The sequence below is a fragment of the Alsobacter sp. SYSU BS001988 genome (assembly GCF_054796215.1).
Genome location: NZ_JBTAMK010000009.1, coordinates 163,630 through 177,368, shown reverse-complemented (window position 1 = coordinate 177,368; position 13,739 = coordinate 163,630). Strand labels below are relative to the sequence as shown.

14 protein-coding genes and 1 pseudogene are annotated in these 13,739 nt (G+C 67.0%); 2 read left to right on the top strand and 13 right to left on the bottom strand.

All coding sequences use genetic code 11. From position 1 onward, the window contains the following. Nucleotides 1-288 precede the first annotated feature (288 nt). The gene (locus tag ACYVO7_RS17335; protein ID WP_460451053.1) at nucleotides 289-675 is read right to left on the bottom strand and encodes a DUF1330 domain-containing protein; all 387 of its coding nucleotides are present in this window, start codon (nucleotides 673-675) and stop codon (nucleotides 289-291) included. 201 nt (nucleotides 676-876) lie between these two features. Between ACYVO7_RS17335 and ACYVO7_RS17330 the strand changes: the two genes are divergently transcribed. Further along, the gene (locus ACYVO7_RS17330) at nucleotides 877-1,299 is read left to right on the top strand and encodes a cupin domain-containing protein (RefSeq protein WP_460451052.1); all 423 of its coding nucleotides are present in this window, start codon (nucleotides 877-879) and stop codon (nucleotides 1,297-1,299) included. Nucleotides 1,300-1,441: 142 nt separating this feature from the next. Here the strand turns inward: ACYVO7_RS17330 and ACYVO7_RS17325 are convergent, their stop codons facing one another. The 4 genes from ACYVO7_RS17325 to ACYVO7_RS17310 all read right to left on the bottom strand — a co-directional run bounded on the left by ACYVO7_RS17325 (nucleotide 1,442) and on the right by ACYVO7_RS17310 (nucleotide 3,984). Beyond that, complete coding sequence (locus ACYVO7_RS17325) at nucleotides 1,442-2,005, bottom strand: transglycosylase SLT domain-containing protein (RefSeq protein ID WP_460451051.1); 564 nt, start codon at nucleotides 2,003-2,005, stop codon at nucleotides 1,442-1,444. A gap of 391 nt (nucleotides 2,006-2,396) precedes the next feature. Beyond that, nucleotides 2,397-2,669 carry an adenylate/guanylate cyclase domain-containing protein gene (locus ACYVO7_RS17320; RefSeq protein ID WP_460451050.1) on the bottom strand — a complete coding sequence of 91 codons (273 nt, stop codon included), beginning with the start codon at nucleotides 2,667-2,669 and terminating at the stop codon, nucleotides 2,397-2,399. Nucleotides 2,670-2,884: 215 nt separating this feature from the next. Further along, on the bottom strand, nucleotides 2,885-3,664 hold the full coding sequence (locus ACYVO7_RS17315) for an SDR family oxidoreductase (protein WP_460451049.1): 780 nt from the start codon (nucleotides 3,662-3,664) through the stop codon (nucleotides 2,885-2,887). Continuing rightward, on the bottom strand, nucleotides 3,664-3,984 hold the full coding sequence (locus ACYVO7_RS17310; RefSeq protein WP_460451048.1) for a nuclear transport factor 2 family protein: 321 nt from the start codon (nucleotides 3,982-3,984) through the stop codon (nucleotides 3,664-3,666). Before ACYVO7_RS17310 ends, ACYVO7_RS17315 begins: the two co-directional genes overlap by 1 nt. A 99-nt stretch (nucleotides 3,985-4,083) precedes the next feature. On the opposite strand from ACYVO7_RS17310, the gene ACYVO7_RS17305 reads away from it, so the two are divergent. After that, nucleotides 4,084-5,010: a LysR family transcriptional regulator gene (locus ACYVO7_RS17305; protein ID WP_460451047.1), complete on the top strand. Its 927-nt coding sequence runs from the start codon at nucleotides 4,084-4,086 to the stop codon at nucleotides 5,008-5,010. An 82-nt stretch (nucleotides 5,011-5,092) separates the two neighbouring features. On the opposite strand, the gene ACYVO7_RS17300 is transcribed toward ACYVO7_RS17305, so the two are convergent. The 8 genes and pseudogenes from ACYVO7_RS17300 to ACYVO7_RS17265 form a co-directional block, all read right to left on the bottom strand. After that, nucleotides 5,093-6,148, bottom strand: coding sequence for an alcohol dehydrogenase (locus tag ACYVO7_RS17300; protein WP_460451046.1), 1,056 nt, complete (start codon nucleotides 6,146-6,148; stop codon nucleotides 5,093-5,095). Nucleotides 6,149-6,170: 22 nt separating this feature from the next. Next, nucleotides 6,171-7,082, bottom strand: a complete 912-nt coding sequence (locus ACYVO7_RS17295) for an alpha/beta hydrolase (protein WP_460451045.1) — start codon at nucleotides 7,080-7,082, stop codon at nucleotides 6,171-6,173. 25 nt (nucleotides 7,083-7,107) lie between these two features. Beyond that, entirely contained in the window at nucleotides 7,108-8,724 is a 1,617-nt protein-coding gene (locus ACYVO7_RS17290; RefSeq protein WP_460451044.1) for a flavin-containing monooxygenase, read from the bottom strand. Nucleotides 8,725-8,789: 65 nt separating this feature from the next. Further along, nucleotides 8,790-10,001: an ABC transporter substrate-binding protein gene (locus tag ACYVO7_RS17285; protein WP_406857622.1), complete on the bottom strand. Its 1,212-nt coding sequence runs from the start codon at nucleotides 9,999-10,001 to the stop codon at nucleotides 8,790-8,792. A 157-nt stretch (nucleotides 10,002-10,158) separates the two neighbouring features. Then, a pseudogene (locus ACYVO7_RS17280) lies at nucleotides 10,159-10,401 on the bottom strand (LuxR C-terminal-related transcriptional regulator); the annotation flags it as partial. Nucleotides 10,402-10,541: 140 nt separating this feature from the next. Continuing rightward, nucleotides 10,542-11,708 carry an acyl-CoA dehydrogenase family protein gene (locus ACYVO7_RS17275; RefSeq protein WP_460451043.1) on the bottom strand — a complete coding sequence of 389 codons (1,167 nt, stop codon included), beginning with the start codon at nucleotides 11,706-11,708 and terminating at the stop codon, nucleotides 10,542-10,544. Nucleotides 11,709-11,744: 36 nt separating this feature from the next. After that, the gene (locus tag ACYVO7_RS17270) at nucleotides 11,745-12,776 is read right to left on the bottom strand and encodes an NADP-dependent oxidoreductase (protein WP_460451042.1); all 1,032 of its coding nucleotides are present in this window, start codon (nucleotides 12,774-12,776) and stop codon (nucleotides 11,745-11,747) included. Between the two features lie 9 nt (nucleotides 12,777-12,785). After that, nucleotides 12,786-13,718: a beta-keto acid cleavage family enzyme gene (locus ACYVO7_RS17265; RefSeq protein ID WP_460451041.1), complete on the bottom strand. Its 933-nt coding sequence runs from the start codon at nucleotides 13,716-13,718 to the stop codon at nucleotides 12,786-12,788. Nucleotides 13,719-13,739 lie beyond the last annotated feature (21 nt).

Below are 13,739 nucleotides of genomic sequence, written 5' to 3'. Positions count from 1 at the left end.
GGTGCGACCGAGCTGCTGGTCCACCGCCTCATGCGGCTGCTCGGCGTGACCCAGGACGCGATGTGGGCGCGCCACGCTAACCTGCTTTGATGACGCGGGTTTCTGTCCGACGAGGAACCGAGCCTTGCCAACTACAGAGGATTGGGCTCCTCAGGAGCCTGAGCCAAGCTGCGACGTTCTCCTGGCGCAGCGAAGATTGCCCCTCCAAGCAAGGCCTCGCGGCCATCGACATTTCGCGGGGCCTTTTTCTTTATGGAGGCGCGGTTGAGCTGCCGCCGGATCGATTCGCTAGCGAGGCAGGCCTTCGACAGCGAAGATGCGAAGCTTCCCATATTTGTCGCCGATCTTCCTGGCCTCGAGATAAGCCGGCGACTGGTAGGCCGCCTGAGCCACCTCAAAATTTTCAAACATGGATATCACGACCCTTGCAGCAGGCGGAGACCCCGCCAGAGAGACGGTGCGGCCACCAGATGCGAGCCGCTTTTGCCCGCTGTCGGCCAGCGCCTTATTGGCGAGAGGCACGTACTCCCGAGCATAGGCGTCGGGGTTGGTCACCTCAATCTCTGAAACAACGAAGGCGGGAGGGCGAGCCTGCGCCTCAAGACTATGGACGGCGATCCCGCCAAGGGCCGCGCCCGTGGTCACTGCGATCGTCACTGTCGGAAGCGTCTTCATCGATCAGCTCCCAAGCTTGAGAGAACGCCATCGTAGCACGGGACGAGGCCTGGCCACGCGCGGCCTGATCGCGGTCGCCCGATCCAGCCCGTCCTCGCGCAGCCCCGGTCGCAGTCGGGTCAGGTCGGGCTTTCTGTCCCGGCTTGTTCTTCGGCTCCGGGTGGCGCTAGGCTGGCGCAGCGCTCGGAGCGGATGTTCTCCATGACCAAGACGATCACGATCGGCGGCCTGCACCTACGCTTTGTACAGGACAAGGCGGACACGGCCGGAAGTGCGACCATCTTCGAAATGACGGTCGAGCCGGCCGCGCGCATGCCCATCGCCCACCACCACGAAAGCTGGGACGAGACGGTCTACGGCCTTGATGGCGTGAGTACGTGGCGGGTCGATGGTCAGGACGTCCAAGTTGGTCCGGGCGAGTCCGCGTTCATCAAGAGAGGCGTCGTACATAGCTTCCGCAATGACGGCGGCCGATCTGCGAAATGCCTTTGCGTGCTGACGCCCGGGATTCTCGGCTCGGATTATTTCCAGGAGATCGCCGATCTCCTGGCCAAAGGCGCAGCGCCGGCCTCCATGGCGGCCGTCATGACGAAGCACGGCCTGATTCCGAGCCCCGGAGTCTAGCTCCGCCGCATCCGCAGATGCGCTTCTGGCCAGTGAAGGCGTTCTCACTGTGCACGGATCTCCAACCGGCAGCCGTGCGCTCTAGCCGCCTCGCCGGACCGGGAACCCGGGCGCCGCACGTCCGAAGCCGCATCGCATTTGGTTAGAGCTTGGCTTGTTGGGCCTTCTCTCCGGCCCTGTCCATCAGGGTCAGCACCTTACGTCCGTAGGGCGTGCAACGCCCCCTGCTGGATATTCCGGTGTTGTAGGCGGAAGCGGCTGCGCAGCCCAGACCGTGCACCTCGACAGCCCGCTTGAGGTACCGCATTCCGGCCTCTAGCCCATTGCGGCAATCCTGCAGATCTCCAGTCACGCCGACCGAGCGGGCCGTTCCGCGAAGCGTCTGCATCAATCCCGTCGCGCTCGAGCGCGGGTTTTTGGCGGCGCAGTCGTAGCGGCTCTCGACCTGAACAATAGCGTGAGCCATTGCGGGAGGTACGCCGTGCTCCTCAGCCACTGCCGTGACCAGATCTCTGATGTTGTCGGAGTTTCGCGCCGCGGATGGGTCACTGGCCTCATGTTGGCCGTCGCTGGACGACGCTGTGGGGACCGGGGCGCCATCGGCCATATCAGGCTTTGCATTCTCCGTCGGTCCTGGATGGACCTCGGCGCTTGCTGGAGAGGCAAGTACCATCGCCAAAAGGACGGCGACCATGGTCTTGTTCATGAGTTAGAAGACTCCTGTGATTTGCGATGCCGTCCCGGCGAGTCTGGGTGTGGCAAGGGGTTCGGCTGATCCTCCGAACCGTCGTGCAGGCCGTGGTATTGCACTGGCGCGCACGAGTGGCTGAGACAGCTGCTGGTGAGCTGTCCCGGGTTGAGAACGATCTCCTTGATCGTGAGGGAAGTGCGCCCAACTGGTGGATGCTGCGCTCGGCCAGCAAAAGACCAGCGCGGAGCCGCGCTGGTCAACACTCGTCTTTGCTGACGGCGTCTCCAATCCTCCGAAAAGGAGGCAGAACTTAGACGACCGACAGAGCGTCTGGGTTATTACGTGTAACTACGGTGCAGCCTAGCGCGGACATCTACCCACGCCCGATAGATTTTCTCTTGGCGCGTCAGGGCCGCCGCGGGAGTTCGCTGCTGGCGGTCAGGCCGTGCATGAGTTCGATAGGACCCTTGCCTTTCATCGACGGCACGGTCCGAGCGCGTCCTTGGCAGGATTTGCTCAGGAGCGGCAAGAGCGCGGCCGTAACCACCACCTCCTTTGGGCCAGCCAGGCCGGTCACGCGGGCTGCCGTGTTCACCGGTTCGCCCCACAAGTCGCAGGCGAAGCCGCGCCGGCCAATGACACCGGCCACCACGGGACCAAGATCGATGCCGACCCGCACCCTCCAGCTTGTTTGGCGCGCCCTAGTCCCCCGATCATGTCAAGTCCGCACGTTGCAACAGCGAGCGCTATTTCGATGCGCTCACGGCCGGTCATTCAATTGGCGTAGTAAGGCAGCCGGAGGCGTCCCTGGTGATGGGATGTGCGCGATCGTGGTCGAGACGGAGTTCGTCGCGGCTGTTTTATGGCGAGACGCCGGGAAAAGGCGCTTGAGGGTCAGGCCGTCGGGACGGTTCCGCCGTCGATGACGTATTCGGTCCCGGTGATCGTCGCTGCCCGGTCGGACGCCAGGAAGGCGATGAGGTTGGCGACCTCCTCGGGCCGCGATGGCCGCCCGATCGGAATGCCGCCGATCGAGTCCATGATGATCTTCTTGCCGCCTTCCAGATCCGTGCCGGCCCCCTGCGCGAGGCGCGCGGCCAGGTGGTTGGAAGATTCCGTGAAGATCCAGCCCGGCGCGACGCGCACGACCCGCACACCGTTCGGCGAAATCTCCTTAGAAAGGCTCTTGCTGTAGGTCGACAGCGCAGCCTTAGCCGCGGCGTAGGCCGTCGTCGCCTCGGGCAGGGGCAGCAGGCGCTGGATAGACGTGACGTGGATGACGACTCCGCTGCCCTTCCTCACCATGTCGGGTACGAGCAGCCTGTCCAGCCGCACGGCCGGAAAAAGGTTGAGGTCGAACTCCCTGCGCCACTCGGCGTCGCCCAGGGCGGCGTAGCCGCCCGCCCGCGCCGTGGATCCTCCGAGCATGTGCACGACGATGTCGACCCCGCCCAAACGCTGGCGTACGGCCTCGGCCACGCTCGCGCACCCTTCCTCCGTCATGAGGTCGGCGGCCACGAAGCGATAGCCCGGGAGGTCCTCCGGTCTGGAGCGGGCGGCCGTGAGCACCTGAGCGCCCAGTTCGCTCAAGAGCGCGACGGTGGCGGCCCCGGCGCCCTTCGTTCCGCCGGAGACCAGGGCGCGCTTGCCGGAAAGCGTGAGGAATTCGGCCATCACTGGATCTCCAGCTCGGCGATCCCGCCATCACGCAGGGTGAAGCTGTAAGTCAGTGTCGCCGGGCTGCCGGGAAACCTGCCCGTCACAACGGCGCAAACGGAAATCGCGTCGCCTGTTCCCGTCATTTCGATGGGCATCGCCGTGTGCTGGTATTTCTGTTTGCCGGCTTCCCACCACTCGCGGATGGCGGTCAGGCCCTCGCGGCGGGCGCCTTCGTCCCGCACGATGGCCTCCTCCAGGAACGCGGCCGACAGCGCCTCCGGGCCACCGCGCTGTTCGGCGTCGAAAAAAGCTTTGATGCTGTCCGGCATATCCATTGTCGTGTCCTCCGAATGGAACGATGCGTCCAATCTAGGATGGACCTTTGTCGCGATCATCGGCACAGAACAGGACGTCAGGTTTCGGAAAACGGGACAATGAGCAGTCCAGGTCTGGTCGAGATGGAAGCGGTTCTGGCGATCGCGCGGAAAGGCTCGTTCCGCGCGGCGGCCCTGGAGCTCGGGCTGTCGACGACCGCCCTGAGCAACGCGATCGGGAAGCTGGAGCGCAACCTCGGGGTTCGCCTGCTCAATCGGACCACGCGCAGCGTCTCGCTGACCGATGCGGGCCGGAGCTTCGTGGCGCAGGTCGGCCCCGCGCTGCAGGACATCCATGCTGCGATCGAGGCGGCGCGCTCGCACCAGGCCACCCCCTCCGGCACGCTGCGGATCAACGCCTTCGCAGCCGCCGCGCGGGAGATCTTCGCTCCGCTGCTGCTGGAGTTCCTGCGGCGCTATCCGCAGGTTCATGTGGACCTCGTCACCGAAGGACGGCTCGTCGACATCGTAGCCGACGGCTTCGACCTCGGCGTCCGCGGTCTGGATCTCGTTCCCACCGATATGATCGCGGTTCCCCTCGGCCTGTCGCGGCGCAACGCGGTCGTTGCTTCGCCGGCCTATTTGCGAACGCATGGGGAGCCCAGAGTCCCGCCGGATCTGCTCGGCCACGCCTGCATCCGAGTCCGGCTGCCCGACGGCAGTCTCTACCGCTGGCGTTTCGAGAAGGACGGCCAACCTCTAAAGGTGGATGTCACGGGCCCCCTCACGCTGGACGAGGTGAGCCTGGTGCGAAGCGCCGTGCTCGCCGAGTTCGGCATCGGCTATGTCATTGAATCCGACGTGCGCGACGACATCGCCGCCGGGCGGCTCGTCCGCATCCTGGAGGACTGGACGCCGCCGATGGCGACCTTGTGCCTCTACTACCCCTCCCGGAAGAACCCCTCGGCCGCATTCAAGGCCCTCGTCAGCATGGCCCGCGAACGCGGCGGCGCGGCGCCGGCGGAAGCCGCCCTTGGGTCCAACTGAGCCGACGTTGATCGTCGCCGCCCCGCAACATGGCATTGGCTGCAACACGCAGCGTGAGGCGTCCCCCGGGTATGGCTGCTGATCAACTATCGACCAGAACCGCGCGGCCCGTGATCTCGCCCGCCTTCAGCTGCTGCATCGCGAGATTCGCGTCGTCTTTCTGGAAGCGGGTGACAGGCAATGGCGGCAGCTTCCCGGACTGCGCCAGCGCCACCACGGCGCGAAGATCCTTCACGGTGCCGGTGTTGCTGCCCATCACGCTGAGGGCGCGGAAGACCATCCCGGCCAGTGACAATGTCAGTTCGCCGCCGGCCACGCCGACATTGACCAAGGTCCCCCCCTTGGCCAGGGCGCCCATGCCGGCGGCTGCGGTGGCGCTGGCGTTGACGAAGTCGATGACGGCCTCCACCGGGCCACCCGCCGCTGCGATGATCCTCTGCGCGACGTCGTCGCCCGTTCCATCCACCGCGGCCGTGGCGCCGAGGTCGAGCGCCGCCTGCCGCTTGGCGGGATCGATGTCGACCGAAATGATGGCGCGATGGTCGAAAGCGCGCAGCATCGAGATGGCGGCGAGCCCGAGGCCGCCCGCGCCGATGAGCACGATGGGCTTGTCCGGCGCCATCGGCATGATCTTCTGGATGGCGCTGTAGACGGTGATCCCCGAGCAGGCGAAGGTCGACGCCAACGCCGGGTCAAGGCCGCCCAGCGGCACGAGGTAACGCGGGTGCGGGGCGACGACCTCGCTCGCGAAACCGCCATGGCGGACCACGCCGATGCTGCTCTGGCTGGCGCAGAGGTTGTCGTCCTCGTTCAGGCAGTGCTCGCAATGGCCGCAGCCGATCCAGGGGTACACGACGTAGCGCTCGCCCACCGTCACGCCCGTCGCGTCGGGCCCGGCCGCGACAACCCGTCCGGCGATCTCATGGCCTGGCGCGCGCGGCAGGGTCACGCCGCGGTCGGCGAGGGTCAGCACCTTGCCGCCGCCCATGTTGTAGACGCCTTTCCAGAAATGCAGGTCGGAGTGGCAGACGCCGCACGCTTCCACGGCGACCACGACCTCGGTTCCGGTCGGCTCCGGACGCTTGACCTCGATGCATTCCAGCGGCTCGCTGTGGCGAACGACGGCCCACGCCTTCATGGCTCTGTTCCTTTCCTGAATGTCAGTTCGCCGCGCGGGAGGCGCGGGCTGCGAAATCGGCCACCGCCTCGACTTCCCGGGCGGCCACGTCGAAGAGATTGTGCAGGCGGATGAAGCCGTGGGTGACGCCCTCGGCCGTGCGACGCGCCACCTGAACGCCGGCGCCTTCGAGGGCGTCCGCAAAGGCGCGTCCCTCGTCGGCGAGCACGTCGCACTCGGCCAGCACGAGGAGCGTCGGGGGCAGGCCCGCGAGATCGTGGGCCGCCCGGAGGGGCGCGATGTCAGGCGAGGTCCACAGGGCTTCCGGCGCGTAATGGCGGAAGAACCAGACCATGTCGTCGCGCGTCAGCGGCAGGCCCGCGCCGTATTCGCGATAGGACGGCCGGTCGAAGTCGCTGTCCGCCACGGGATAGATCAGGGCCTGGCCGGCGAGGGCAACTTCGCCGCGCAGCTTGCGGGCCGCGACGACCGCCAGGTTGGCGCCCGCGCTGTCGCCGGCGACCAGCAGCGGCGCTTCGGGCCCGGCGAGAGTCCGCGCATGCAGGACAGCGTCCACGGCGTCTTCCAGCCCGGCCGGAAAGGGATGCTCTGGCGCCAGGCGATAGTCGGGCAGCAGAACGGCGCAGCCGCTTTGCGCCGCCAGGGTGCGGGCCAGGGCGTCGTAGTCGTCCAGCGCGCCGACGACCCATCCGCCGCCATGGAGATACACGAGCATGCCGGCAGGCGCGTCGGATGGCCGGTAAAGCCGCGCCGCGACTGAGCCGACCCGGGTCGGGATCTGGATGTCGCGGACCTCGGCCATGGCCGGGCCCCGCCCGATCACGGCCCGGGCGGCCGCCACCATCGCGCGGGCGTCCTCGGGCGACCCGGCCGACAAGGCCGGGCGACCTTTCAACTGCTCAAGCATGGCCGCAATGAAGGGATGGAGGGTCATGGCCTGCTCCGCTCGCGATCGCCGGTCATGCGAAGACGAAGCCTTCGTAGTTCTTCGCCGCGACCTCGTTGCAGATGCGCCGGTAGCGGTCCACGCCGCCCACATAGGGCATCATGATGCGAGGCTTGCCGGGGATGTTGGCGCCCATGTACCAGGACGCGGCTTTCGGCAGCAGCGTGCCGGCCGCGGCCTCGCCGACATGCGCGACCCACCGCTCCTCCGCGCGGGCGTCAGGGTCGATGCGCGCGAGGCCCTTGTTCCGCATGTGGTCGATGCAGTCGGTGATGAACTCCACATGCTGCTCGATCGACGTAATGACGTTGCTGAGCACGGACGGGCTGCCCGGTCCGGTGACCATGAACAGGTTGGGAAAGCCGGCGCTCATGAGGCCCAGATAGGCCCTGGGGCCGTCGCGCCACTTGTCGCGCAGCAAGGCGCCGCCCTCGCCGCGGATGTCGACCCGCAGCAGCGCGCCCGTCATGGCGTCGAATCCGGTGGCGTAGACCAGGGCGTCGAAGGCGTATCGGGCGGCCGACCGGGTCACCAGGCCATCGCGCGTGATCGCCTCGATGGGGTCGCGGCGGATGTCGACCAGCGTGACGTTCGGCCGGTTGAACGTGGCGTAGTAGTCGGTGTCCACGCAGATGCGCTTGGTGAAGATGGGATAGTCCGTGGGGGTGAGCAGTTCGGCCGTCTGCGGGTCCTTGACGATCTCCTTGATCTTTCGACGCACGAAGTCGGCCGCCGTCTCGTTGGACTGCTCGTTCACCACGAGATCGTTGTAGGCGTGCATGAAGTTCGCCCCGCCCTTGTCCCAGCGCCGCTGGTACTCCGCCTCGCGCTCCTCCGGGGTCGCCTCCAGCGCCGACTTCACGGCGAATTCGTAGATCGTGCCCGACCGCGTCTCCTCGCGGGCGCGCTTGCGGAGCGCCGGGTAGTCCTTTTTCCAGCGCGCGATCTCATCGGGCGTCAGCGCCGCGTTGCGGGCCGGGATGCTGAAATTCGGCGTGCGCTGGAAGACGGTGAGATGCGCCGCCTGCTTGGCGAGTTCCGGGATGGCCTGGATGGCCGAAGAGCCGGTGCCGATCACCCCGACGGTCTTCCCGCCGAAGTCGACTGGATCATGCGGCCAGGCGCCCGTGTGATAGACCTCGCCTTCGAAGGTCTCCGCTCGCGGAATCTCGGGCATGCGCGAGGCGGAAAGGCAGCCCGTCGCCATCACGCAGAAGCGGGCGCGGATCGTCTCGCCCTTGTCGGTGGTCAGGGTCCAACTCTGCGACGCCTCGTCGAAGTCGGCGCGGGTCACGGTCGTGTTGAACTGGACGAAGCGCTTCAGGTCGAAGCGCTCGGCGACGTGACGGGCGTAGGCCAGGATCTCGGGCTGGGTGGCGAAGCGCTCAGACCAGTTCCAGTCCTGCTGCAGCTCGTCGTCGAACGAGTAGGAGTACTGCATGCTCTCGACATCGCAACGCGCGCCCGGGTAGCGGTTCCAGTACCAGGTGCCGCCGACGTCGCCGGCGCTGTCGAACGCCCGCACCGTGAAGCCCATGCGGGTCAGGCGGTGGATGAGGTAAAGCCCCGAGAACCCGGCGCCGACGACCGCCACGTCCAGCAGGCCGTGATCCAGCTTGCGATCCAACATCCATGCTCTCCCAACTTCAGGGCCGCGATCGCCCGGACGGCTCGCTCGCCGGGCGAGGCCGCGGTTCACTTCGCCAGCGGGCACACCGAGGGGTCGGCCGGCGCGAAGGCGTCTTCCGGAGCGATCTCGGCGACCTGCTTGTAGAGGTCCCATTCGCCCTTGGATTCCTCGGGCTTCTTGACCTCGAAGACGTACATCGGGCGCATCACGCGCCCGTCCGGCCGGATGGAGCCGTTGCGGGTCATGAAGTCGTTGATGGGCGTCTCGCGCATCTTCTTGTTCACCGCGGCGGTTTCGTCCGTCCCCGCCGCCTTGACGGCGTTGAGGTAGTGCGTCACCGCCCCGTAGGCGCTCGCCTGGATCATGTTCGGCATCTTGCCGAAGCGGTCGAAGTAACGCTTCGAGAAGGCGCGGGTCTGGTCATTCTGGTCCCAGTAGAAGGGCGCCGTTTCCAGCAGGCCCTGCGCCGTCTTGAGGCCCATGGCCTTGGTGTCGTGAAGGGTCAGGCTAAGCGCTGCGAGGTGCTGCTTCGGCCGAACGCCGAACTCGTCCGCCTGCTTCACGATATTGGCCGCATGCGCGGTCGTGGTGGCCAGGGCGACCACCTTGGCGCCGGAGCCCTGCGACTTCAGCAGGTCGGAGGAGAAATCCGTGGTGTCGAAGGGGTGCTTGGTGGACCCGACGATGGTCCCGCCACCCTTCTTGATCATGGCCGTGGTGTCGCGCTCGACGTTCACGCCGTAGCCGTAGTCCACGGTCATGAAGTACCAGGTGTCGTTGTTCTGCTTCAGCAGCTGGTTCACGACGCCGAGCGCCTGGCTGTAGTTGTTGTAGGTCCAGTGGATGCCGTTGGGACTGCATTTCGGACCAGTCAGGTCCGAGCTGGCGGTCGAGAGATAGATGACGAGCTTGTCCTTGTTCTTGGAGAGCTCCTGCATGCCGAGCGCGACGGTGGTGATGCCGATGTCGAAGATCGCGGCGACATCCTCGTCGTACCATTTGCGGGCGATGCCCAGACCCACATCGGGCTTATTGAGATGGTCGCCGCTCAGAAGCTGGATTGGGCGACCAAGCACCGAACCGCCGAAGTCCTCGATGGCCATTGTCATGGCCACATTGGTGCCCGGCCCCGAGAGGTCGCGCACGATGCCGGACATGTCGCTGAGCTGGCCGATCTTCAACGGCTTGGTCTGCGCTTGTGCGGCGAAAACCGTTCCGTACACCGCGAGCGCGCCTGCGATCCCGACGGCGAATCCATAGCCGGCTGTCCGCTTCATGTTGTTCCTCCCGTTCAGCGATGCGCTCGGTCGGCCGGCGCTTGTTCGTAGTTTTGGCTCGATAGATTTTTTGGTCAACCATTATCGGGTTGCGGCGTCGCTTGGCTGCCGTGCAGTTCTGCGATGACGGGAGCGCGATTTCGCAGCGTCGGACGGGCTAGGCCTCGACCAGAGGCGCCTCGCGGCCTTCCCGCTCGCTCAACACGGCGAAGCGAACCGCAGCGGACACGCGCGACCGCTCGCCAAGCTTGGCCAGAACCGCCGAGATGTGCGCCTTCACGGTCGCCTCGCTGACGCCCCGGTCATGCGCGATCTGCTTGTTCAGCATCCCCTGCGCGATCTGGCGCAGGATGGCGCGCTGGACCGGGGTGAGCGTGCGCACACGCTCCGCGAAACTCTCCTGGTCGTTGAGAAAGTCCCCTCCCGGCCTCACCCGCTCGGCCGCGTCGGCGCAGGACGGCCGCTCGGCGCCGAGCGCCGCCAACGCGCCGGCCCGGACGCGGGGGCGCGGCGCGCTGAAGCGCTCTGACATGCTCCCCATCAGTAGGACTTCGGCAGGCCGAGAACGCGTTCGGCGATGAAGGAGAGAATGAGCTGCTCGGTCACCGGGGCGATGCGCGGCAGCATCGACTCCCGGAACAGACGCTCGACCTGGTACTCGCGGGCATAGCCCATGCCGCCATGGGTCATCACCGCCCTGGTGCAGGCGTCGAAGGCTGCGCGTGCGCCCAGGAACTTGCCGGCGTTGGCCTCCGCCCCGCAGGACTGGCGGCTGTCGTACAGGAAGGCCGCCCGCATGAGCATCCAGTAGGCGGACTCGAGATAGGTCCAGGCTTCCGCGAGCGGGTGCTGGATCCCCTGGTTCTGGCCGATGGGCCGGCCGAAGACCACGCGGTCCTTCGCGTATTGCGCCGCCCGGTTCAGCGCGTCGCGCCCGACGCCGACGGCCTCGATCCCGACGAGAATGCGCTCGGGGTTGAGGCTGTCCAGCAGGTACTCGAAGCCCCTGCCCTCCTCGCCGACGCGATCCTCCTCGCGGATGAACAGGCCGTCGATGAACACGGCGTTCGAATCCACGGCGTTGCGGCCCATCTTCTTGATGCGCCGCACCTCGACCTTGCCGCGGTCAAGGTCGGTGTAGAACAGCGTCATGCCCTGGGTCGGCTTGCGGCACTGGTCCTTGGGGGTCGTGCGCGTCAGCAGCAGGATCTTGTCCGCCACCTGGGCGGTCGAGGTCCACATCTTGCGGCCATGAACGATATAGCCGCCGGGCGCCTTCGTGGCGAAGGTCTTGATGCTCGTCGTGTCGAGGCCGGCGTCAGGCTCGGTGACGCCGAAGCAGGCCTTCTGCTCGCCCTTCACCAGCGGCGTGAGCCAGCGCTGCTTTTGCTCGGGCGAGCCGTGCACCACGATGGCGTGCGGGCCGAACAGGTTGATGTGGATGGCGGACGCCGCCGAGTAGCCGCCGCCGCTGGAGGTGGCGGCGTGCATCATGATCGCCGCTTCGGTGACGCCGAGGCCCGCGCCGCCGACCTCCTCCGGCATGGTGATCCCGAGCCAGCCGTTCTGGGCCATCAAGGCGTAGTACTCGCTGGGAAAGCGGGCCTCTTCCTCGCATTCCGTCCAGTAGTCGTCATCGAAGGAGGCGCAGATCTGGCGGACGCTGGCGTCGATGGCCTTCTGGTCGTCGCTGAGCTGGATGTCCATGAGGGTATCCGATGCTGGGGGTGGAGAGGCAGTCCGTCAGCCGATAAAGATCAGCTTCTTGCCAAGGTTCTCGCCGGCGTAGAGGGACGCGATCGCGCCGGGCGCGGCCTCGATCCCGTGGGCGAGGTCGATGTCGTAGGTGAGCGTCCCGGCCTTGCAGAGGCGGGTGAGTTCGTCGCAGGCCGCGGCGTAGCGAGCCATGTGGTCGAAGATCACGAAGCCGCTCCAGACCAGCCGGCGGGTCAGGATCTCGCGCTCGTTGCGGGGCCCGGTCGGGAGCGGATTCCACGAGCCGACCGAGGCCGTGCCGCACTGGACGATGCGCCCGCCGACCGCCATGCGGCGCAGGACCGTGTCGAGGATGCTTCCGCCGGTGTTGTCGAAGTAGACATTCACCCCGTCCGGCGCGGCCGCCGCCACCGCGGCGTCGAGGTCGGCCGTCTTGTAGTTGATGGCGTCGACATAGCCGTAGCGCTCCCGGCACAGCGCCACCTTGCGGTCGTCGCCCGTGAGCCCGATCGCACGGGCCCCCAGGCTGCGGCCGATCTGGCCGACGAAGCTGCCGACGGAGCCGGCCGCCGTGGACACGACCAGGGTGTCGCCCTCGCGGGGGCGCCCCAGCTCGGTGAGGCCCAGATAGGCGGTGACGCCGTTGATGCCGAGCAGGCTGCCGAAAGCCGTCAGCGGCAGGTCCTGCGTGGCGCGGTGAATGACCTGCTGGGGCGCAGCGACGGCGTAGTCCTGCCATCCGAACCAGCCATAGAGCGCGTCGCCGGCCTTGAAGTCGGGATGGCGGCTCTCCTGCACTATGCCGACCGCCAGCGCCCGCATGGGGCCGCCGAGCGGCACGGGCGCGGAGTAGTTGGCCTCCGCCGAAGCCCAGCCGCGCTGGGCGGGATCCACGGAGAGATAGACGTTGCGGACCAGCATCTCGCCGGCGCCGGGCTTCGGCAGGGGCGCGCTGGCCAGCTCGAAGTCGGTCGCCTGCGGCACGCCGGCGGGGCGCTTCGCCAGCAGCACCTGGCGGTTCTCGCCCGGCGTCGAGTAGGTCGGAATGTCGGTCGGCATGGGACGCTCCTAGAAGGCGACGTTGGCGGCGCCCTTGGTTCCAAGCATGCGGCGGGCGTCGTCGGGCGTGGCGACCTCGAGCGACAGCTCCTCCAGGATGCGGCGGATCTTGGCGACCTGATCGGCGTTGGACGGCGCGAGTTGGCCCTTGCCGAGATAGAGGTTGTCCTCCAGCCCGACGCGGACGTTGCCGCCCAGGATCGCTCCCATGGTCACGAAGGGAAGCTGGTGGCGGCCGGCCGCCAGGATGGAGAGGTAGTAGTCCTGCCCGAACAGCCGGTCGGCCGTCGCCTTCATGTGCATCAGGTTCTCGGGCTCGGGCCCGATGCCGCCGAGGATGCCGAAGATCGACTGGACGAAGAAGGGCGGCTTCACCAGCCCGCGGTCGGCGAAATGGGCGAGGTTGTAGAGGTGCCCGACGTCGTAACACTCGAACTCGAAGCGGGTGCCGAAGGCGCCGAGCTCCGTCATGCCGCGCTCGATCTGCGTGAAGGTGTTGGAGAGAATGAAGTCCTTGGTCATCTCCAGATAGGGCTGCTCCCAGTCGTTCTTGAACGACGCGATGCGTCCGCCCGCGGCCGAGATGTTGAAGTTGAACGAGCCCATGTTCATGGACGCGATCTCGGGCTGGGCCCATTTCGCCGCCGCCAGCCGCTCGTCCAGCGTCATGCCGAGGCCGCCGCCGGTGGTGATGTTGATGATGCCGTCGCAGCCTGCCTTGATGGCCGGCAGGAAGCGCTTGAACATCTCGGGATCCTGCGTCGGCCGGCCCGTCTCCGGGTTGCGGGCGTGCAAATGGAGGATCGCCGCGCCCGCCCTGGCGGCCCCGATGGCGCTCTGGGCGATCTGTTCCGGCGTGACCGGCAGGTGCGGCGACATGCTGGGGGTGTGGATCGACCCCGTGATGGCGCAGCTGATGATGACCTTCTCGGCTCGCTTCATGTGCGTATTCCCAAGTTGCGC

Bases quoted from the DNA above. Each gene is read 5' to 3' on its own strand.
- ACYVO7_RS17265 (WP_460451041.1), bottom strand. From the start codon at position 13,718: ATGAAGCGAGCCGAGAAGGTCATCATCAGCTGCGCCATCACGGGGTCG.
- ACYVO7_RS17275 (WP_460451043.1), bottom strand. From the start codon at position 11,708: ATGGACATCCAGCTCAGCGACGACCAGAAGGCCATCGACGCCAGCGTC.
- ACYVO7_RS17305 (WP_460451047.1), top strand. From the start codon at position 4,084: ATGAGCAGTCCAGGTCTGGTCGAGATGGAAGCGGTTCTGGCGATCGCG.
- ACYVO7_RS17315 (WP_460451049.1), bottom strand. From the start codon at position 3,664: ATGGCCGAATTCCTCACGCTTTCCGGCAAGCGCGCCCTGGTCTCCGGC.
- ACYVO7_RS17310 (WP_460451048.1), bottom strand. From the start codon at position 3,984: ATGGATATGCCGGACAGCATCAAAGCTTTTTTCGACGCCGAACAGCGC.
- ACYVO7_RS17335 (WP_460451053.1), bottom strand. From the start codon at position 675: ATGAAGACGCTTCCGACAGTGACGATCGCAGTGACCACGGGCGCGGCC.
- ACYVO7_RS17330 (WP_460451052.1), top strand. From the start codon at position 877: ATGACCAAGACGATCACGATCGGCGGCCTGCACCTACGCTTTGTACAG.
- ACYVO7_RS17300 (WP_460451046.1), bottom strand. From the start codon at position 6,148: ATGAAGGCGTGGGCCGTCGTTCGCCACAGCGAGCCGCTGGAATGCATC.
- ACYVO7_RS17270 (WP_460451042.1), bottom strand. From the start codon at position 12,776: ATGCCGACCGACATTCCGACCTACTCGACGCCGGGCGAGAACCGCCAG.
- ACYVO7_RS17285 (WP_406857622.1), bottom strand. From the start codon at position 10,001: ATGAAGCGGACAGCCGGCTATGGATTCGCCGTCGGGATCGCAGGCGCG.
- ACYVO7_RS17295 (WP_460451045.1), bottom strand. From the start codon at position 7,082: ATGACCCTCCATCCCTTCATTGCGGCCATGCTTGAGCAGTTGAAAGGT.
- ACYVO7_RS17290 (WP_460451044.1), bottom strand. From the start codon at position 8,724: ATGTTGGATCGCAAGCTGGATCACGGCCTGCTGGACGTGGCGGTCGTC.
- ACYVO7_RS17325 (WP_460451051.1), bottom strand. From the start codon at position 2,005: ATGAACAAGACCATGGTCGCCGTCCTTTTGGCGATGGTACTTGCCTCT.